Annotated in this window: 18 protein-coding genes and 1 pseudogene; 7 read left to right on the forward strand and 12 right to left on the reverse strand. The window is 64.0% G+C overall.

The genetic code is table 11. The annotated features are described in order from the left end of the window. Position 1: 1 nt before the first annotated feature. On the forward strand, positions 2-1,195 hold the full coding sequence (locus WIMU1_RS15390; protein ID WP_245969003.1) for a multidrug effflux MFS transporter: 1,194 nt from the start codon (positions 2-4) through the stop codon (positions 1,193-1,195). Between the two features lie 51 nt (positions 1,196-1,246). Then, entirely contained in the window at positions 1,247-1,891 is a 645-nt protein-coding gene (locus tag WIMU1_RS15395; RefSeq protein WP_062798436.1) for an FMN-dependent NADH-azoreductase, read from the forward strand. Here WIMU1_RS15395 and WIMU1_RS15400 read toward each other — a convergent pair. Together WIMU1_RS15400 and WIMU1_RS15405 are read right to left on the reverse strand one after the other, a co-directional pair. Beyond that, positions 1,888-3,408: an ATP-dependent DNA ligase gene (locus WIMU1_RS15400; RefSeq protein WP_062798438.1), complete on the reverse strand. Its 1,521-nt coding sequence runs from the start codon at positions 3,406-3,408 to the stop codon at positions 1,888-1,890. The two genes, WIMU1_RS15395 and WIMU1_RS15400, sit on opposite strands and share 4 nt — an antisense overlap. 35 nt (positions 3,409-3,443) lie before the next feature. Then, complete coding sequence (locus WIMU1_RS15405) at positions 3,444-4,214, reverse strand: group II truncated hemoglobin (protein WP_062798440.1); 771 nt, start codon at positions 4,212-4,214, stop codon at positions 3,444-3,446. Between the two features lie 167 nt (positions 4,215-4,381). Here WIMU1_RS15405 and WIMU1_RS15410 point away from each other — a divergent pair, with 167 nt between their 5' ends. After that, positions 4,382-5,209 (forward strand): HAD family hydrolase, encoded by an 828-nt coding sequence (locus WIMU1_RS15410; RefSeq protein WP_062798443.1) that lies wholly within the window; start codon positions 4,382-4,384, stop codon positions 5,207-5,209. Here the strand turns inward: WIMU1_RS15410 and WIMU1_RS15415 are convergent. Together WIMU1_RS15415 and WIMU1_RS15420 are read right to left on the reverse strand one after the other, a co-directional pair. Further along, a complete protein-coding gene (locus WIMU1_RS15415; protein ID WP_062798444.1) occupies positions 5,206-6,753 on the reverse strand; it encodes a carboxylesterase/lipase family protein in 1,548 nt (515 codons plus the stop codon). The two genes, WIMU1_RS15410 and WIMU1_RS15415, sit on opposite strands and share 4 nt — an antisense overlap. Before the next feature lie 132 nt (positions 6,754-6,885). Further along, positions 6,886-7,245 (reverse strand): histone-like nucleoid-structuring protein Lsr2, encoded by a 360-nt coding sequence (locus tag WIMU1_RS15420; RefSeq protein ID WP_023957995.1) that lies wholly within the window; start codon positions 7,243-7,245, stop codon positions 6,886-6,888. A gap of 333 nt (positions 7,246-7,578) precedes the next feature. Here WIMU1_RS15420 and WIMU1_RS15425 point away from each other — a divergent pair, with 333 nt between their 5' ends. The 3 genes from WIMU1_RS15425 to WIMU1_RS15435 all read left to right on the forward strand — a co-directional run bounded on the left by WIMU1_RS15425 (position 7,579) and on the right by WIMU1_RS15435 (position 8,979). Beyond that, entirely contained in the window at positions 7,579-7,794 is a 216-nt protein-coding gene (locus tag WIMU1_RS15425; RefSeq protein ID WP_062798446.1) for a hypothetical protein, read from the forward strand. Positions 7,795-7,972: 178 nt separating this feature from the next. Continuing rightward, on the forward strand, positions 7,973-8,326 hold the full coding sequence (locus WIMU1_RS15430) for an ArsR/SmtB family transcription factor (protein ID WP_062798672.1): 354 nt from the start codon (positions 7,973-7,975) through the stop codon (positions 8,324-8,326). Next, positions 8,323-8,979, forward strand: a complete 657-nt coding sequence (locus tag WIMU1_RS15435) for an SRPBCC domain-containing protein (RefSeq protein ID WP_062798448.1) — start codon at positions 8,323-8,325, stop codon at positions 8,977-8,979. The genes WIMU1_RS15430 and WIMU1_RS15435 overlap by 4 nt, the downstream gene beginning before the upstream one ends. Positions 8,980-8,994: 15 nt before the next feature. Here WIMU1_RS15435 and WIMU1_RS15440 read toward each other — a convergent pair. From WIMU1_RS15440 to WIMU1_RS15460, 5 genes and pseudogenes are all read right to left on the reverse strand, one after another. After that, positions 8,995-9,980: pseudogene (locus WIMU1_RS15440) on the reverse strand (LLM class F420-dependent oxidoreductase). Between the two features lie 145 nt (positions 9,981-10,125). Beyond that, positions 10,126-10,740, reverse strand: coding sequence for a dihydrofolate reductase family protein (locus WIMU1_RS15445; RefSeq protein ID WP_062798449.1), 615 nt, complete (start codon positions 10,738-10,740; stop codon positions 10,126-10,128). Next, positions 10,740-11,219, reverse strand: coding sequence for an SRPBCC family protein (locus tag WIMU1_RS15450; RefSeq protein WP_062798451.1), 480 nt, complete (start codon positions 11,217-11,219; stop codon positions 10,740-10,742). The genes WIMU1_RS15445 and WIMU1_RS15450 overlap by 1 nt, the downstream gene beginning before the upstream one ends. 1 nt (position 11,220) lies before the next feature. Beyond that, positions 11,221-11,571 (reverse strand): ArsR/SmtB family transcription factor, encoded by a 351-nt coding sequence (locus tag WIMU1_RS15455; RefSeq protein WP_062798452.1) that lies wholly within the window; start codon positions 11,569-11,571, stop codon positions 11,221-11,223. Positions 11,572-11,685: 114 nt separating this feature from the next. After that, positions 11,686-12,036, reverse strand: a complete 351-nt coding sequence (locus WIMU1_RS15460) for a cupin domain-containing protein (protein WP_062798454.1) — start codon at positions 12,034-12,036, stop codon at positions 11,686-11,688. 199 nt (positions 12,037-12,235) lie between these two features. Here WIMU1_RS15460 and WIMU1_RS15465 point away from each other — a divergent pair, with 199 nt between their 5' ends. Continuing rightward, entirely contained in the window at positions 12,236-14,656 is a 2,421-nt protein-coding gene (locus WIMU1_RS15465; RefSeq protein ID WP_062798456.1) for an ATP-dependent Clp protease ATP-binding subunit, read from the forward strand. Here the strand turns inward: WIMU1_RS15465 and WIMU1_RS15470 are convergent. From WIMU1_RS15470 to WIMU1_RS15480, 3 genes are all read right to left on the reverse strand, one after another. Beyond that, complete coding sequence (locus tag WIMU1_RS15470; protein WP_062798458.1) at positions 14,649-15,872, reverse strand: endonuclease/exonuclease/phosphatase family protein; 1,224 nt, start codon at positions 15,870-15,872, stop codon at positions 14,649-14,651. The two genes, WIMU1_RS15465 and WIMU1_RS15470, sit on opposite strands and share 8 nt — an antisense overlap. A gap of 25 nt (positions 15,873-15,897) precedes the next feature. After that, positions 15,898-16,512, reverse strand: a complete 615-nt coding sequence (locus WIMU1_RS15475) for a class I SAM-dependent methyltransferase (protein ID WP_062798459.1) — start codon at positions 16,510-16,512, stop codon at positions 15,898-15,900. Positions 16,513-16,601: 89 nt separating this feature from the next. Next, a complete protein-coding gene (locus WIMU1_RS15480) occupies positions 16,602-18,944 on the reverse strand; it encodes a Tex family protein (protein WP_174548746.1) in 2,343 nt (780 codons plus the stop codon). Between the last annotated feature and the right edge of the window lie 126 nt (positions 18,945-19,070).

The following is a 19,070-nucleotide window of genomic DNA, read 5'->3' on the forward strand; positions in this document are numbered from 1 at the left end:
CGTGCCTGTGGCATCGCGCGGGATCGTCGCAATCCTGTTGATGGTCATTCCGCTGAGCCAGATTCCGCTGGATGCATACACTCCTGCGCTCCCCGACATGGCGGCCGAGCTGGGGTCGACAAGCACGACCATGCAGAACACGGTCACCGCCTACATGTTGGGTATGGCGTTGGCCTTCATCCCGGTGGGCGTGATCTCGGACGCGGTCGGGCGCAAACCGGTGTTGCTGGTGTGCCTTTCGATCGTCGTCGCAACGAGCCTGGGTTGTTCGGTCGCAGACGACGTGATCACCCTGCTCGTCCTACGCTTTCTCCAGGGTTGCGGGGCCTGCGCTTGCCTGGTCCTGGCCTACGCCATCGCCGCCGATTGCTTCGCCGGTACTCGACTGATCGCTGTCTCGGGCCTACTCGGCGCGGCGTGGGGCGTGGCTCCGGTCTTGGCTCCGGCGGTCGGCGGACTGCTGGTGCAGTTCATCTCGTGGCGGTGGATCTTCGCTCTCATCGCGCTGCTCGCTGCCTCGGTCGCTGTCCTGGTCACGTTCGCGCTTCCGGAAACGCTCGCAGCCGATGACCGTGATCGGGTGGACTTTCGGGTCACCGCACGTGTCCTGGCCGCCGCGTTACGCCACCGCGTGTTCGTGGTGCTGATCGTCGTATTCGGCCTGATGGCATCAGCGCAGTTGGTGTTCGGTGTGGTCGGCCCATTTCTCTATCAAGAAGAACTGGACTTCTCACCGGCCGCGTACGGCGCGATGGCGTTGATCGTCGGCGGTGCGAACCTATTGGGCGAGCTGGCGTGCGGGACACTTGCGACCCGCATCCGCACCCGACCTCTGGCCTTCGGAGCACTGGGCGTCTTCTTCTGCGGGGCAATCGTTCTCGTCGCCTCCGCAGCGCTGATGGGCGTGAACGCACCGGCCATCACGATCGGCGCCTGTCTCGCATTGGCCGGGTGCGGTGTCTTGTGCCCGCAGATGTACGGGCTTGCCCTGGGCCTGTTCGACCGCAACCTCGGCCTGATCGGCGGGGTGGTGAGTGCAGGGTGTTACCTCATCGTCAGTGCCGCGATGACCACCGCGGGGGTCCTGCCCGAGAACTCGCAAGCACCTTTGGGCTGGCTGTACCTCGGGATCGGAATTGCCGTCGGTGTGCTGCTCCTGTGGTCCACGGCACCAAAACGGGTAGGCGTCCAGTAGCACGCGGAGACACTCATCTGACCCGTCTGCCAGGGTGGGCAGAATGAGACCATGGCTCACCTACTTCACCTCGATTCGTCCGCCGACGTCCACACATCCCGCTCTCGCGAGCTGACCCAGCTGTTCGCGCAGACATGGCTCGCCGCCGACTCGACGAGAACGGTCACCTACCGCGATCTCCATCGCGACCCCATCCCACACCTTTCCGACGCAGGACTGCATTACGCCACCAGGCTGCGGTCCGCCACCGAGAAGCCCAGTGCCGAGTCGGAGGCCCTGCAGTGGCAACTGATCAACGAAGTGATCTCCGCCGACGTGGTGGTTGTCGGTGCACCTATGTACAACTGGTCGCTGCCCTCCACCCTGAAGGCCTGGATCGACCACATTCACGTGCTGGGCACCACAGCGCCTTTCGACACTCCCGACCAACCGTTCGCAGGTAAGCCGGTGGTGGTCATCTCCTCTCGAGGCCTTGTGTACACGCCCGGCACGGCCGAGGAGTCGCTGGACCACACCATTCCGCCACTGACCCAGGTTCTCGGAAAAGCACTGGGGATGAGGGTCGAGGTTGTCGCCGACGACCTCACATTGGTAGGTCGCATCCCGGATCTGGATTCGAAATCGACACAGGCCGCCGAGGCCAGGCGCACGTCCGAGGCGCGCGTCCTTCAACTCGCCGCGCAGCCGTTGAGCTAAATCCCGTCTCCAGGCAACATCGCCCGGACCGCCTCGATGGGGTCGGCCATCGCGGCGGTCTTGTCCGGCCGGTACCTCAAGACGCGTGCGAAACGCAACGCGACACCGCCGGGATATCGAGTGCTCACCTGCACACCATCCAACTCGATTTCCACCACGATCTGCGGATACAAATATACCGTGTGCTGGTCGCGGTTTCGCTCCACCTTCGGGAACTCTTCTGTCTGCCAACGCAACAGCTCATCGGTGAGCCCCTTGAACGTCTTACCCACCATGATCGGCTCCCCGCCATCCGGATCACGAGCACCGAGGTGCAGATTGGAGAGGTAGCCCGTCCGACGGCCGTAGCCCCATTCGGCACCCAGCACGATGAGATCGAGCGTGTGCTCCGGTTTGACCTTCTGCCACGACTTGCCCCGCCGGCCCGCCGCGTACGTCGAGTCGAGGGCTTTGATCATGATGCCTTCATGACCTGCGGCGAGCGCAGCATCGAGGTGGGCCTCGGTCTCCTCGACAGTCGGAGATCGTAGCGCCGGAATCCGATGCTGGGGCGCAAGACGATCGAGTACACCTATCCGGTCGGACAGAGGCCGGTCGAGCAGGTCTTCACCGTCGAGATGCAGGCAGTCGAAGAAATACGGCTGCAGCAATAAATCGCGCTGCGAACTGGCGCCGAACCTGCTCATCGTCTCCTGGAACGGCCGGGGTCGGCCCGAGTCGGCGAGCGCCAGTGTCTCCCCGTCCAGAACCACCGACTCACACGGCAGGTCACGCACCAACTGCACGAGCTCGGGTACCCGTTCGGTGATGTCGTTGAGTGTTCGCGTGAAGATCGCCACGTCATCGCCGTTGCGATGTACCTGGATTCGAGCACCATCGAGCTTGTACTCCACGCTCACGTACCCACCTAGCGCCGAATGCGCCTCGCCGAGCGACTTCGCGGGCGAGGCAAGCATCGGCCGCACCGGCCGGCCGACCTCCAAACCGAATGACTGAAGGGCGGCTGCGCCGCCACTCATTGCCGCGGCCGCGGTCTCGGCAAGGCTGCCCGACAGCATGAACGCCCGCCTCACAACGTCAACCGGCAGATCGGAGGCCGTAGCGATCGCCTCGGTCATCACGCCTTCCAGCGCTCCCTGGCGTACCTCCCCGGTGAGCAGCCGGATGAGGAAGTCTTGTTCACCTGATGTCGCCCTCTCGAACAGGCTGCCCAGCAACTCCTTTCGAAGTTTGACCGAGCCGGCACCGGAGGTCGCGGCCAACTCGTCGAGCAGGTTGTCGACTTCTGCCACCGTCCACGTCGGGGCTGCGGCCGCGTGCGCCCGGGCTCCCGAGAGCGTACGCCAACCGATGCCGAGTCGGCCTTGCAGTGTCTCGCCTGACAGCCAGGCGACCACAGCGCGTACGTCCTGCGGCGCGGCGCCGCGCAACAGATCTGCGATGGCGAGGGTCTTCGCTTTCCGCGAACGGGTTGCGGCGACCGCCGCGCTGGTGGTCACAACGTCATCGAGGTGCATCCGTCAACGGTATCGATCGCTTCGGACAGGACCGTTCAACCTTGCCAGGGAGGGGCCATACCCCAGCCCCAACGTGGCACCGGGGCATGGGGCATCGGCGTGGCGCCGGGCTGGGAGTTCTCCACCGCGATGCGGGTGGCCCACTCGAGGTAGGCGACAAAGGCCGACCTGAACTCCGGATCGCCGGGCAGGCCCACTTCGTCCGCTGCGTCGAGCAGTAGGTCCACCCAGCGCCGGCGTTGCTTGGGCGTGATGGCCTTACCGACGTGATGCGCGAGCATGTTCTCGTAGCCGCCGCCGGGCGCGGTGTATTCGGCAGGGCCACCGAATACCTCGCCCACCCACGAGGCGACATGTTGCGCGTGATGCGCATCCATCCCTGCGAACATCGGCGCCAACAACTCGTCTTGCGGGACCAGTTCGTAGAAACGCGTGAAAAGCTTGTCGAACGCTTCTGCGCCGCCCGCCCATTCGAACAGGGTGGGCGGGACGTCGGCGCCCGAGCCGGTACCGGTCACGCCGGTCAGATCGTAGTGCTGCATCTCGTCGATGGCGCCCACGTAGTTCTTGATCTCGGCGAAGAACGCCCGGAACAGTTCACTGCCACGAAAGCCTGTCAGATGTCCATCCAGGGAGTCCCACGTGATGCGCAGGATGTAGTGGTCGGGCTTTTCGACTGCGCGCGACAACTCGAAGTCGATGCAGTGCTCGGACTTGTGCATGGCGTCGGCGGCGCGGGCGTACGCAGCCTCGAACTCGGCAGCTGATGATTCGTCGATGCGGTACCGGATGTACTCCAGGATCATGGCGGGCCTCCAGCGCAGACGTTACAGCGGGCAGAGGGCCCGCACCGCCAAACGGTGTCGGAGATGCTCCATTTTGAATTGGCCGCAGCACCGGGCTACGACCTGGCCAACTGCCTGAACCGCCATCTCGTGCACCGGGCCGCACCACCGCTTGGCATCATGCTCGTGTGAGTATCCGGCTGCTGGCAACCGACCTCGACGGCACCTTGCTGACGTCTCGACGAACGATCAGTGAACGGTCGGCGGCGGCTATGGCCGCCGCTGCTACAGCAGGTATCCGAGTGGTATGGGCGACTGCCAGAGCGCAACATTCGGTCCGCAACCTTGCTGTCGACAGTGGCTTTCGCGGTTATGCCGTGGCTGCGAACGGCGCCGTGTTGATCGACCTCACCGACGGCGAGGCCACGATCTTCGACCTGCAGGCGATGGCACCGGACGTCGCCGGTACGGCAATCGAACAGGTGCGGACCCTGTTTCCCGGCACCGTGTTCGCCGTGGTCGGCCCGACTCGTTTCATCGCCGACCCGGCCTACGCCGCGCTCTGTGTCTACGCCGACCACCATCGAGATCCGCTGACCATGGAGATGAGCGACACGGCCTCATTGGACGACGAACCGATCGTCAAAGTCGTTGCGCGCCACGCTCACATCCCGAGCGTCGACCTCTTCCGGCAAGTGGCGCAGGCCGGGATCCCCGGCGTGACCCCGACCCATTCCGGCGCGCCCTACGTGGAGATGGCCGCCGAAGGCGTCTCCAAGGCCAGTGGACTCGCCCGGCTGTGTGACGCGTGGGACATCGATCCGACCGAGGTCGCGGCCTGTGGAGACGCGATCAACGATCTGCCGATGCTCGAATGGGCCGGCCTGGCGCTGTGTCCGGCGAACGGCTCACCCGATGCGCTCGCAGCTGCCGATCACATCCTGGCAACCAACGACGACGACGGGGTGGCAAGGTATCTCGAAGGCCTCGTCGATGCCCCCGGTGATACCGGTTAGAGGAAGTTCAGCACCTCGGTACCCCACGCCGCACGCAGATCCCGGTCGAGGTCATCGACCACTTTGTCTTGCCTGTCGATCACCAGGGTCGCACGCTGATCCGGTACGTACGGAGGCCATTCCGGGTCGCCCGGTAGTCCGCCGGGATGACCGTCCACGGCGAAGTTCACCCATCGATTCTGGAGACGGGCAGAAAGCGCCTTCCCCACTTTCAGGCCACCGAGTTTGAACGTGATGTCCTTGCGGCCGGCCACCAGGTTGCCCCAGACATACGGCAATTCGGTGGCATGGGTGGCCCCGACCCGCAAGGCCCGCAGCATCGGTGTGGCCCAGTCGAACCGGTAGAGATACACCGGCGCGACGGCACTGTGCGCTTCGGCGAGCCAGATGGTCGGCATCCGAAAACCGACGTCACGGGCGACAGCGAGCCCGGCTGCCTTCATCTTCAAACCTGAGTAGGCCGAGCCGATCTCGGCCTCACTCGGCAGTTTGAGTTCCGGCTGCTCTGCCGCGATCTCGGCGAACATGGCACGAATCGCATCCGGGGTGATCGGCATCAACGGCGACTTCATCCACTTGAACAGCGCCGCCTCGTCTTTGTTGGTACCGATGATAAGAGGAACGGGGTTCGAGCGGCCGGCACGGGCCGCCGCCAGCGGGTAGTCGGGCAGCAGATCCTTGTCGACCACCGGCGCGAACGCCAGTGTGCCGGGCGTCGCGGCCGGCACATCGCTGAACAGTTCGAGTCCTGCCGACACGAGGCGGTCGACCGGCATGTCGTACAGTGTCGCAACCGAATCCGGTTCGACCCCGACCTTCTGGAGAAAGATGTCGGCGGCGCGTTTCGCCCTTGCGCTGTCGTACACCGAGGTCGCCGGCGAGCTCTGCGCGATCGCACGGGAGAACAGTCCTGACGCAGCCGGAACGGTCAGGAGTGTCGTGACGATGCCCCCGCCCGCTGATTCCCCGAAAAGGGTCACCCGTTCCGGGTCTCCCCCGAAGCCGGCGATGTTGTCTTGAACCCATTGCAACGCGAGGATCACGTCTCGCAGCGCGAGGTTGGTGTCGAAGACCCGCTCAGCGGTACTGAACGACGACAGATCCAGAAATCCCAGCGCGCCGAGTCTGTAATTCACCGTCACCAGCACGACGTCGCCATCAGAGACAAGTGCGCGCCCGTCGTACAACGGCTGACTCGACGTGCCGAAAATGTATGCGCCCCCGTGGATCCAGACCATGACCGGCCGTGGGTCGTCCGGAGTGACCACTGACGCCGACCAGACGTTGAGGCTCAGGCAATCCTCGTCCTTGACGGCGCCGGGTCCGAGCGTGATCACCGGATTGTTCGGTTGCGGCGCCACCGGACCGAACGTGGTCGCGTCGACGACGTCGGCCCAGGGTTCCGGTGGCACCGGCGCCCGCCAACGCCGCTCGCCCGTGGGTGGCGCTGCATAGCGGATACCCCGCCACGACTTGGTGATCCCGTCGTCCAGGCCCCGAACCGGCCCACTGGTGGTTGTCACCACGTTCTCGTCGTCTGCCATGTCTGAGCTCCTACCGAGGAAGGCAATGTCGCTCACACTACGCAAACGGTCGCTTACGCGAATGCGGACAACATCATCCGTCCGGGTCGCGCAAAGAATCTGAGCCGGCGCGGAGGAACTTCTGCCCGTGCGTCAGTTGTGAGCCGCGTTGAATGCCTCGACGATGGCGTTGGGAATACGGCCGCGGTCGGAGACCTCGTAACCGTTCTCGCGGGCCCATTCACGGATGGCGGCCAATTGCGACTTGTCGCTGCGCACTTCGGAGGCGGCCGGCGCCTGCTTGGCAGTGGCCCTCCTCTGACGGCCACCGATCTTGGTGGCCTTGTCGATCCACTTCTGCATGTCTTTGTCGAACTTCTCGGCCGACTTGGGGCCGAGATCGAGGGAGTATTCGACACCGTTGACGGTGAACGTTTCCACGATCACGTCCGAAGGGTCGAGATCGGAACCGTCGAGGTCGTCGGTGATCTGTTCGATGGTTCTGCGTGCCATGTTCTGCGCCCTCTTCGTCGGGGAGGCGGTCCAGCGCCTGATGGGTGGTGACGTCTCGTGTTCGCCCGAACATACCTTTGTCCGCCGCTGTACACCGAACTGGGGATAGCGCTCCCGCGGCGAGTCTGCTGTCGCGCCGCGTCCAGATGCCATGCCACATCTCGACAGCGGTCAGGCGGTGTTGATCAAGCGCCGTCTCCCATGCCGAAAAGGGGCTCCGTGCCGAGTCGGCGCCGAAGTTCCGGAGTGATTCCTGCCGAGCAGGTTTGAAACCCCACGACCGAGGAATCCTTCATGTTGCCTGAATCACTATTCTAAAAGGAAGGGTTGAACATGCCTGCAGGACAAACCGGATTCGATGATGTCTCATTCGATCTGATCTCGGTGCAGTACCACTCACTCAAAGCCGGGCACGACTACGGCCAGTACGTGCGTGATGCCCGCAACGCCGGCCGTGACGACATCGCAGACTTCTTCGAGCAGGTGATGGCTCAGGACTCCGAACGCGCTGAAAAGTGCCACGGCTTCCTGCGCGAACTCCAAAGCTGAATGCGGCAGGTTCAGACCTGTCGCCGACCTTGTCGACGGGGACAACAACCCCAGAATCGGGCCGTCCCCCACCAATCCCTCAACACGCGACCCGCCGCCCGGCGGGTCGTTTTTCGTTGGGCACATCGAGGCTATTTGCGTCTTGACTTATATAAGTGGTCTGTGAAATATAGCTGTGGTGCACGCACTCGACATCCTCGGCGACCCGGTCAGAAGGAGACTGCTCGAGCTGCTCGCGGACGGGGAACGGTCGGCCGGAGAGCTGTCGCAAACTATCGGCAGCGAGTTCGGAATCAGTCAACCGGCGGTGTCCCAGCACCTCCGCGTCCTGCGCGACAACGGTTACGCGACCGTACGTCCCGACGGGGCACGTCGGCTCTACGCGGTCGATGCCGATCCGTTGCGCGCTGTCGATGAATGGCTTGCAGCATTCCGCGGCTTCTGGATGCCGCGACTGGCCGCGCTGGACACCGAGATCGCCCGTGGCAAGCGCGCACGAAAAGGAACAGCCCACCGAGAGGACCTGACATGACCGACGGCCAATTCCCAGATACGGCAAAGCAACTCAGCAGTGTGGACAGGACGGTTAGCGCAAAGGACAACGGCTCGACGATCAGCACATCAGCCCGCCTGACTCAGGTGTACAACACGTCTGTGGCCGACCTCTGGGAAGCCTGCACCACGGCAGACCGCTTGGCGCGGTGGTTCGGCAAGGTCACTGGCGACCTGGTACTGGGAGGCGAATACCACATCGAAGGGAATGCCAGTGGCACCGTCGAAACCTGCGATCCGCCGACGAGCTTCACCCTCACCTGGAAGTTCGGCGAAGAGATCACCTACCTGACCGTCCGGCTCGAAGAAGTCGCCGATGAGCACTCGCGACTTGTCATCGAGCACTCCGGCGACATCGATCCCGATCGGTGGAGGCAGTACGGGCCGGGCGCGGTCGGGATCGGCTGGGATCTCGGTCTGCTCGGTCTCGCGCTGCACCTCGAGACCGGGGCCGATGCGCCGGCCGAGACCAGCGAGTGGGCCCAGACCGATGCCGCCCGGCAGTTCATGTCCGAGAGCAGTCGTCGTTGGGCAGACGCGCATATTGCTGCGGGTGCATCGCAGGATGCCGCGCGTTCAGCCGAGATGCGAACCACGGCCTTCTATCTGGGCACAGAGGTCCCCGGGTCGTGATTCGATGACGTTCTCTCACGCGAGCGCGGGCAAGACCTCCTTCTCGAAGAGTTCGATTCCCGAAAGATCGTATGCAGCCTCAGGGAAATAGAAGATGCCGTAGGAGAGACCATGGCCTTTGAGTACGGTCAGCTTCTCGATGATCTGCTCAGGGGTTCCCACCCCTGGTAGTCCGCGAAACGCTCCGAGGGCGCCCTCGGCCGCATCCGCGCCGACGTGCGGGGTAAGTCGATCCTTGAGCGTGCTCAACCGCTGTTCCACCTCGGCCTCGGTGGAACCGATCGCGACGTTGTAATTGGCAGACCGGACGATGGCGTCGAAGTCAGAGCCGACGGCTTCGCAGTGCGTCCGCAGGATGTCGGACTTTTGTACAAATCCTTCGGGGGTGCCATCGAAGTTCGTGTACTGCGCGTACTTCGCGGCGATCTTCAAGGTGACCTTCTCGCCCCCACCCGCGATCCACAGAGGAATGCCGCCCTCCTGTAGAGGAAGTGGACGGACGATTGCACATCGACCTGGTAGTGCTTCCCATCGAGCGAGGCCGAGCCTGTGCTCCACGCTTGCCGCATGATCTGCACCCCCTCGTCGAGCCGGCCCAGTCGCTCCCCCGCCGACGGGAAGCCATAACCGTAGGCCCGCCACTCGTGCTCGTACCAGCCGCCACCGATCCCCATCTCGACCCTTCCGCCCGAGATGAGATCGGTCGTGGCGGCCACCTTCGCGAGATATGCCGGATTTCGGTAGCTCATCGCCGTGCACATCTGGCCCAGCCGAACACGTGACGTGGACGCTGCGAGCGCCGACATCAACGTCCACGCCTCGTGGGTGGCCTCGTCGGTGGGAGCTGGAACCGTGTGGAAGTGGTCGTAGACCCACACCGAGTCCCACGGACCGTTGTCGGCGCGCACCGCAAAATCACGCATCACCGGCCATTGGTCGGCGGGGTCGATCCCGACGAGGTCCAGACGCCATCCCTGAGGCACAAACAATCCAAATCGCATGACCGCCATCGTAATGGAAGCGCTTCTGAGTTCTCGGGGTTCAACAGCGCGCCACCACCGTGCAAAGTGGTGAAGGCGGGCGAAGATCAGGCGTGAGGAATCGAATCCACGCCCGTCACAACACCTTTCGGCACACGTTCGCCGACTACACCGGTTCGTAGATGCCCGTCACCGGTGCACCGACGGTCTTGTATTCATGAATGGCAAGACCGCATGGAGTCTTCTCATGGCGGATGAGTTGTAGACCTGCGGGCGTTCCCCCGGCAGGGAACAACCGCCGTCCTGAACCCACCACCACCGGAGCGATCACCAGCCGGATCTCATCGACCAATCCCGCGGCTAGCATCGACTGTCCGAGCCGGGCACTCCCATGGATCTGGAGGTCGCGACCCGGTCGGGATTTCAACTCGGCGACCTGCCCCGCCACGTCACCGGACAAGATCGTCGTCGGGGACCAGGCGGCAGTAGTCAGAGTTTGGGAGGCAACGTATTTCGGGAGCCCGTTCATGTTCTTCGTGAATGGATCGTCGGGGTCGGTGATCGCCGGCCAGTCACGCGCGAAGTTCTCATATGTGCGCCGACCCAACAACAAACCGTCCGCTTGGTCGAGCCATCTCGCGGCAATCGTGATGAACTCTTCGTCCATGTGCGGAACCAACCAGCCGCCTCCCGTGAACCCGTCAGTGGTGTCTTCGTCGGGAGACCCGGGGCCCTGGCAGACCCCATCGAGTGACACGAACTGCATGAGCGTCAGTTTCATCAGCTGGGCTCGCCTTCGACGAGATCCGCGAGCTGCCGCGTGACAGTTCCCCAACCGTCATGAAAGCCCATGCGCTCGTGGCTGTCTCGATCCGCAGCGGAACAGTGCAGGGCCCTGGCCTCATATTCGGTGCCTTCAGGGTGGTCGGCAACGGTGATGATTGCAGTCATGAATGCGTCCGCAGATGGGCGCCAGCCGGCTATGAGGCTGTCGGTGAACACAATCCGCCGGAACGGGTCGACCGCCAGGAAACAGCCGGTGATGTGTGGTTCGAATCCACCCCCGTCTTCCCTGATCTCTGTACGAAAAGAACCGCCGGGCCGCAAATCCATCTCGCGCACCCTGCATACCGTCGGATGGGGAACCCACCACTTCTCGAACTTGGCAGGATTTGTCCAGGCGTCCCATACCGCGGCTGCCGGAGCCTTGATGACCCTGGAGATGACGAGGTCGAGCTCGGGGTTGGCCTGTGTTGTCATGTCATTTCTCCTGATGTTGTTGCGTCGCTACTTCATTGACGACAAAGCTCTCGAGTCGATCGGTGCGTTGTTGCCACAGGGCACGCTGGCTTTCCAACCAATCCTGTGCGACATCGAACTGCCGTTGCTCGATGACGCAGGTGCGAACACGGCCGACCTTCATCGTGCGTATCCAGCCACTGTCCTCGAGTTGCCGGATGTGTTTCATGAAGGAGGGCAAGGCCATGTCGAATGGCTGGGCGAGCTCGCTGATACTCGCCGGCCCCTCCCCCAGGCGCCCGATCACCGCCCTGCGGGTGGGATCAGCGAGGGCTTGGAAAACCCCGTTCAATTGCTCCGAATACTGAGCCATAAGGCAAACTATCAGCAGACGGATACTTAGCGCAAGGGCTAAGTGTCACCCGGGTCGTCCCGCGACCCCGTTGCGCCCACCCCTGGGCAGGCGAAGGGGTCGAGATGATTTGGGTCAGCGCCGCGACGGTTCGCCGTAACCGGTGACCGTGGTGAGGATGAAAACCGAGTCCTCGATCGCGGTCACGCTGTGCCGATGGTGCGTGAGCCCACGAAGTTCACCCACGTTCAGGACGACCTCACCCTCATCCGCGGTCACCTTGACCCTGCCGCTGAGTACAAGCATGCTCGCCGCCGGCGGCGAATTGTGTTCGCCGAGTTCGGTACCGGCAACCATCGCCATCAACGTCTGACGTAGCGGACCGTCATGGACAAGGATGTCGGCACTGCGGCCATGCGAATCGTCGCGCGCGATGTCCAGGTGCTTGCGAGACAGATCTTCCAAGGTGGAGCTCGTATCGACCACGTCGTCCTCGCTTCATGATGTGCGCTCGAAGTTCTCCGCCCACGCTATCGCGTCACGGCTCACCGAGGCGACCACACGCCCGATCCGGCCTCCGCGCGACCCGAGTTGCAGAATTGACCGCAGCGGTCGGGAATTGATAGAACCTCACTCATGTTAATTGAGTCAGATTCACTCAACTCTTAACAAGGAGGCTCCGCGAATGCCCGCATTCTTCGGCCCCGATGGCCCGCGTCGCATCGACATCAGTCGGCTGATGAGCAGGTCCACCCAAGACCTCATCGCCGAGTCCGCCAGGTTCGCCTCCGGTCGGGGCGACACAGAACTCGACGCTCTACACGTTCTGCGCGTCATGACCGCCACGGAGCCCACAAAAACGCTGATGGAGCGCGCCGGGGCCGACACGACGGCGGTGGCAGACACCATCGAACAGCGTCTTCCTCAGGGAACGCCGACCAATGGTTTCACCACCACCTCACTGAGCGCTGCACTGAAAACCGCTGTGTTCGAGGCTCACCAACTCGCCCAGACCTTGGGCTCGACGTACATCGACCCAGAACATCTGTTCCTCGCCCTCGCTGCCGACCATGACAGGGCTGCGGGTCGTCTGCTCGCCGCTGCCGGCATCACACCCGAACACCTGCAGACCGCACTTCAGGGCGGCTCGGTCGCTGCTGAGTCCACGACAGCCACCCCGACGCTGGACAAGTTCGGATTCGATCTGACCGAGAAAGCCCGCGGTGGGGGCGTCGACCCGGTCATCGGCCGTGCCGACGAGATCGAACAGACCATCGAGATCCTGTCTCGACGTACGAAGAACAACCCGGTACTGGTAGGCGAAGCCGGTGTCGGCAAGACCGCCATCGTCGAAGGTCTCGCCCAACGGATCGTCGACGGCGACGTGCCTGATCGTCTCGCAGGCAAGCGCATCGTGCAGCTCGACCTGTCGAGCATGGTCTCGGGGACCCGGTACCGCGGCGACTTCGAAGAGCGGTTGACAAAGGTAATCGATGAGATCGCAGCGAACAAGGACGAACTCATCGTCTTCATTGACGAAGTGCACACCATCGCAGGTGCCGGTGCCGGAGCCGAGGGGTCGATGGATGCCGGAAACATCCTCAAGCCCAAGCTCGCTCGCGGTGAACTGCACATCGTCGGTGCCACGACGCTCGACGAGTACCGGAAGAACATCGAAAAAGATCCCGCGCTCGAGCGTCGATTCCAACCGGTGACGGTGCCCGAACCCAGCGTCGAGGACGCGGTGGCGATCCTCGACGGACTACGCGGGCGGTACGAGGAACACCACGGGATCCGATACTCCGATGAGGCGATCCGCGCCGCCGTCGAGCTGTCCGCCCGTTACATCGGGGACAGGTTCCTGCCGGACAAGGCGATCGATCTCATCGACCAAGCCGGTGCGCGGATGCAACTGGCTTCACCGACCACTGACCTGGAGGCGATCCAGAAGCAACTGACCCAACTCGAGGCGGCCAAAGAGCAGGCGGTCGCGGCGGAGGACTACGAAAAGGCCTCCGCATTGCGTGACGAGACCGCCCGGCTCCAGGCACGTCTGTCGGGCGGGCCGTCCGAGGCAGGCGAAACACCTGAGGTGACCGCTGAACACATCGCCGAAGTGGTCGCCCGTGTCACCGGGATCCCGGCGAGCCAGATGACCGAGCAGGAACGGGAGCGTCTGCGCCGCCTCGAGGATGAGTTACATCAGCGTGTTGTCGGGCAAGAGGATGCGGTGAAGGCCATCGCGCGTGCGGTTCGCCGGAGCCGTACCGGGATGAGCGATCCGGATCGGCCCGTGGGCAGTTTCTTGTTCCTCGGACCGACAGGCGTCGGAAAGACCGAATTGGCAAAGGCGCTGGCAGCCTCGCTCTTCGGCGACGAGAAGAAGATGCTCCGACTCGACATGAGCGAGTTCGGAGAACGTCACACGGTCAGCCGACTGATCGGGGCTCCCCCCGGGTACGTCGGGTACGGCGAGGCGGGGCAGCTCACCGAACAGGTGCGCCGGAACCCGTATTCGGTGATCCTTCTCGACGAGATCGAGAAGGCGCACCCGGACGTGTTCAACACGCTGCTGCAGGTGCTCGACGACGGTCGTCTCACCGACGGGCAGGGTCGCACCGTCGACTTCAAGAACACCGTGCTGATCATGACCAGCAACCTGGGATCGGACATCATCTCCAGCAAGTCCGGTGGACTCGGGTTCAGCTCCGGTGACGCCGAAGCCGCGGAACGGCCGGTGCGTGAGCGGGTGATGGCCCGACTGCGGGAGTCGATGCGACCGGAGTTCCTCAACCGGATCGACGAAATCGTGGTCTTCCGCAAGCTCGACACCGAGCAGCTGCACAAGATCACCGACCTGCTCCTGGCCGACAGCCGCAAGCGGTTGGGCGCCAAGGGAATCGACATCGAGTTCTCTGATGCTGCCGTCGACTGGATCGCAGAGCACGGGCACCAGCCCGAGTTCGGCGCACGACCACTGCGTCGTTCGATCCAGCGTGCAGTCGATGACCGGATTGCAGACCTGCTGTTGGACGAGGTGCTCGTCGACGGTGGCAAGGTCTCCGTGCAGGTCACCGACGACCAACTGGACCTGTTGGTCAGCTAGGTCGCGGCGTCGATGCCTCGTCCGGTACGCCGGGCGGGGCATCACCGCGTTCGGGCCCAGAATGATCGGGTTCGAGCAGAAGATCGACAACCACCGGCGCGTGGTCACTGGCCTGCACTTCGCCGGCCGACGGCAGCACCTTGCGAGCATCGGCTCGGCCGAAATGCGCCGAGGCATAGATCCGGTCGCTGTTCGCGGGTGCACCTGCCGTGGCCTCGAGTAGGCCGACCGACGCAAAGATCTGGTGCTCACGCCGGAACTCCGGCGATCCGTCTCGCACATTGAAGTCGGCGCCCATGATGGTGGGTCCCGACCAGGTGTGGGCCGTTGCCGCGATCGGGTCGACCTGACGCCGCTGCTCGTCGATACCGTGATGAGGCGGGCTGAAATGTCCTGAGAGCACGCGGATCTCGCGCCCCGCACGGGTTCGCACCAACGCGTCCGTGGCCACCCGCGGTTGGTACTCGATCACTCCTCCGAACGGCACCCACGACCGGTGAACTCTTCCACTCACCATTCCCGCGTACGCGTCGGACGCTGCCCGAAAACGGCGGAGAGCGCTGTCCCCCAACGCATCCCCGACCCGAAGTCCTCGAGCATCGGTGATGTCGAAACCGTTGAAGGTGAGAATCCCGGTCCCCTCACGACGGCCGTTCACCTTCTCGATCGCCGGAGTCATCACGGCGCCCGTCGGTGTCAATCGCTGCGCCAGCTGCTTCAACGTGTCCGTGTAATTCGACCGGGTCGCGAAATGGTCCAACTCCTGCAGGAGCACGATATCCGGGTGCTCGCGCCGGATGGTCGCGGCGAGGTGGTCCAGACGACCAGGCGTGGCGAAGAATTGACCAGGCCCGCCCATGCCGCCATGCACGTTGTATTCCATGACACGTACGTGCTCGGTTGGGCCGGAATCCTGGACGCGCGCACGGGCGTTGGGGGCGTCGCCGACCTCGTGAACTCTGATCTCGCTCACCAGTAACCCTGTCGCCGCGCCCGCCGAGGTGCCTGCTCCTGCCCCGAGGCCGGTCATCGCGCCCACGAGACACCCGACGGCAGCTCCGGCGAGAACCGATGGCCCTCGAGAACGAACGTGTCGTCCGGCCATGTCGATCGCGCCGGGTACGTAGGCCGGCGCATCCAGTGGCGGCAGACTGCCACCCGCTGCGAGCGGATGATCTCGCAGCACGTAGATCTCTGTGTCGACTACAAGTGTCACCGGAATCCCCCGCGGGTCGTGCCGGTCAGGCCGCGAGTGAGAACACGGCAACCAGGAAGTCGGAGTCGTCCGTGAACGGACGCAGGTCCCAGGTGGACAAGAGAACGTCAACCGAGAGTCCGCTGCTGGTTGCGTCATCGAGGAAATCAGCAAACGGGTAGTCGCGGCCTGCACCGAACCCGACGACGACCCGGCCGTCCGGTGCGACGTGCCGGGCGAAACCGGCGAGGACGTCGCGGCGGGTGGATGGCGCAACAAAGGTCACCACATTGCCCGCACAAACGATGACATCGAAGTCAGCTGTCACCCCTCGGGCCGGCAGATCAAGGTCGGCGAGGTCCCCGACGAGCCAGGTCGGGCCCGGATGATCGTGCTCGGCAGCGTCGATGAGGACAGGGTCCACATCGACGCCGACGACCTCATGACCGGCGTCGTGGAGGTGGCCGCCCACCCGGCCCGGGCCGCAGCCGGCATCGAGAACACGACTACCGCGGGCGAGCATCGCATCGATCAGCCGCGCCTCTCCGACGATGTCCTGGCCGCGGGCCGCCATCGTGCGAAACCGCTCGACATAACGTGTGGAGTGCGCCGGATCGGCCTCGACGATCTTCTCCCACTGGCTGGGCGTGCGTTCGCTCATTCGGGCTCCTGACTCAGATCGTCCACGCGGTGTTCCGTACCCAACCGTATGTGGCCTGGTGAAGGAGCCGTCGCGCGAGCGGCGGTTTCCTACCGTCCGAAACCTGCGTCTCGCAGAGCCTGTGCCAGTGAACCGTTCGACGGCGCCGCCGCCGGCTTTCCGGTTGTGTTGTCGCGCTTCGGCTTTCTCGGCTGACCGGCGTTCTTGGGCCGTCGTTGCCCCTGCCCACCCGGGCGATTGTCGGACGTACCGCCGGAACGAGGCGTGTCGTCGTCGAGTCGGAGGGTCAGTCCGATTCGCTGGCGTTCGACGTCGACCTCCAACACCTTCACCCTCACCACCTGTCCCGACTTCACGACCTCGTGCGGATCGGAGACGAACCGGTTGGCCATCGCCGACACATGCACCAATCCGTCCTGGTGCACGCCGACGTCGACGAACGCCCCGAACGCAGCGACGTTGGTCACCACACCTTCGAGGATCATTCCCGGCTTGAGGTCGGCAACCTTCTCGACACCCGCGGCAAACGTCGCAGTGGTGAATGCCGGTCGCGGGTCGCGGCCGGGCTTCTCGAGTTCGGCGAGAATGTCCGAGATCGTCGGTATCCCGAATCGTTCGTCGGCGAAGTCGGCCGGCCGGATCGATCGGAGGGTGCGCTCGTTGCCGATGAGTTCGGCCAAGGTCACGCCTGATCGGTCCAGGATGCTCCGGACCACCGGGTAGGCCTCGGGGTGGACACCCGACGCATCGAGAGGGTCGTCCCCATCGCGGATTCGAAGAAAACCGGCACACTGCTCAAAAGCCTTGGGACCCAAGCGAGGAACCTTCAGCAATGACTTACGACTACGAAACGGGCCAGTGGTGTCGCGGTGAGCGACAATTGCCTCTGCCAGAGTCGTCGTCACTCCGGAAACGCGCGAGAGCAACGGCACGGATGCGGTGTTCAGATCAACGCCGACTGCGTTCACGGCGTCTTCCACCACCGCATTGAGGCTGCGCGCCAGTGTCCCCGGCGTGACGTCGTGCTGGTACTGGCCGACGCCGATCGACTTCGGTTCGATCTTGACCAGTTCGGCCAGTGGGTCTTGCAGTCGCCGCGCGATCGACACTGCACCTCGCAGCGATACATCCATATCCGGCAGTTCATGTGAGGCGTATTCGGAGGCGGAATACACCGAGGCGCCCGCCTCGCTCACCATTGCCTTGGCCGGGACGTCAGCTCCCGAAGCCCGGATATCGGTGATCAACTCGGCGGCGAGGGCATCTGTTTCTCGTGAGGCAGTGCCGTTGCCCACTGCGATCAGTTCCACTTTGTGTCGTGCAACCAATGCGGCGAGTGTCGCCTTGGCGACGTCCCACTGCTTCTGGGGTTGATGTGGGTAGATCGCGCAGGTGTCGAGAACCTTGCCGGTTCCGTCGACCACCGCGACCTTCACGCCGGTACGGAAACCCGGATCAAGTCCCAACGTCGTGCGTGCCCCGGCCGGTGCGGCGAGCAGCAGGTCGCCGAGATTTCGGGCGAACACAGCGACGGCGTCTTCTTCGGCGCGTGCACGCAGACGCACACGCGCGTCGACCATTGCGGTGATCATCAACTTGGTGCGCCACGCCAACCGCGCGGTGCTCAGCAGCCACTGGGTCGCCGGGCCGGTATTGGCTGTGTCGACGCCCAGGGCCGCCGCGGCGAGCGCCTGATAGCTCTCGTCGTCCCCACCGTCGAGGGTGAGCGACAGCGCCTCTTCCTTCTCGCCGCGCATCACGGCCAGCACGCGGTGGGAAGGCACCTTGTCCAGCGGCTCAGAGAAGTCGAAGTAGTCCCGGAACTTCTGCGCGGCAGCACTTTTCGCCATCTCCTCAGTTCTCGCCGTGGTGCGTAGCGATCCTTCCGCCCAGAATTTCTCGCGAATCGTGCCCACGAGTTCGGCATCCTCTGAGATGCGCTCGGTGAGGATGTGACGGGCGCCCTCGAGAGCAGCCGCGACGTCGGCGACAGTCTCTGAGATATACCCGGCGGCAGCATCCTCTGGCACAACGCTCGGATCGGAGACCAGTCGATCCGCGAGTGGTTCGAGCCCGTTCTCCCGCGCTATCTGCGCCTTCGTCCGACGCTTGGGCTTGTACGGGAGGTAGATGTCTTCGACGCGGGACTTGGTCTCGGCGGCATTGAGCGCAGCCTTCAACTCGTCGGTGAGCTTGCCCTGCTCGGCGATGGATGACAACACCGCGGCCCGACGCTCGTCCAGTTCGCGCAAGTAGCGTAGGCGCTCTTCGAGCGTGCGCAGCTGGGCGTCATCGAGGCTGCCGGTCACCTCTTTGCGATAGCGAGCGATGAACGGCACTGTAGAGCCTTCGTCGAGCAGCCGGACAGCGGCCGCCACCTGCGCTTCCCGGACCGCCAGTTCTTCGGCGATGCGGGTGTTCACGGACTTCACGGGTTGGCTCGAATTCACTAGCAGAACCCTACCCAACGATCAGCCGAGTCCGATCTCGATGGTCGGCGTGTCGGGCTGGGGGTGGGACGTATGGCCACTGTCGCGTGGCGACACCTCGGTGGCTCA

This window comes from Williamsia muralis NBRC 105860 (assembly GCF_001598915.1).
GTDB lineage: Bacteria > Actinomycetota > Actinomycetes > Mycobacteriales > Mycobacteriaceae > Williamsia > Williamsia muralis.

Coding starts and splice junctions, on each gene's coding strand:
- WIMU1_RS15395 (WP_062798436.1), top strand. CDS start 1,247: ATGGCTCACCTACTTCACCTCGATTCGTCCGCCGACGTCCACACATCC.
- WIMU1_RS15400 (WP_062798438.1), bottom strand. CDS start 3,408: ATGCACCTCGATGACGTTGTGACCACCAGCGCGGCGGTCGCCGCAACC.
- WIMU1_RS15405 (WP_062798440.1), bottom strand. CDS start 4,214: ATGATCCTGGAGTACATCCGGTACCGCATCGACGAATCATCAGCTGCC.
- WIMU1_RS15415 (WP_062798444.1), bottom strand. CDS start 6,753: ATGGCAGACGACGAGAACGTGGTGACAACCACCAGTGGGCCGGTTCGG.
- WIMU1_RS15420 (WP_023957995.1), bottom strand. CDS start 7,245: ATGGCACGCAGAACCATCGAACAGATCACCGACGACCTCGACGGTTCC.
- WIMU1_RS15425 (WP_062798446.1), top strand. CDS start 7,579: ATGCCTGCAGGACAAACCGGATTCGATGATGTCTCATTCGATCTGATC.
- WIMU1_RS15435 (WP_062798448.1), top strand. CDS start 8,323: ATGACCGACGGCCAATTCCCAGATACGGCAAAGCAACTCAGCAGTGTG.
- WIMU1_RS15445 (WP_062798449.1), bottom strand. CDS start 10,740: ATGAAACTGACGCTCATGCAGTTCGTGTCACTCGATGGGGTCTGCCAG.
- WIMU1_RS15450 (WP_062798451.1), bottom strand. CDS start 11,219: ATGACAACACAGGCCAACCCCGAGCTCGACCTCGTCATCTCCAGGGTC.
- WIMU1_RS15455 (WP_062798452.1), bottom strand. CDS start 11,571: ATGGCTCAGTATTCGGAGCAATTGAACGGGGTTTTCCAAGCCCTCGCT.
- WIMU1_RS15465 (WP_062798456.1), top strand. CDS start 12,236: ATGCCCGCATTCTTCGGCCCCGATGGCCCGCGTCGCATCGACATCAGT.
- WIMU1_RS15475 (WP_062798459.1), bottom strand. CDS start 16,512: ATGAGCGAACGCACGCCCAGCCAGTGGGAGAAGATCGTCGAGGCCGAT.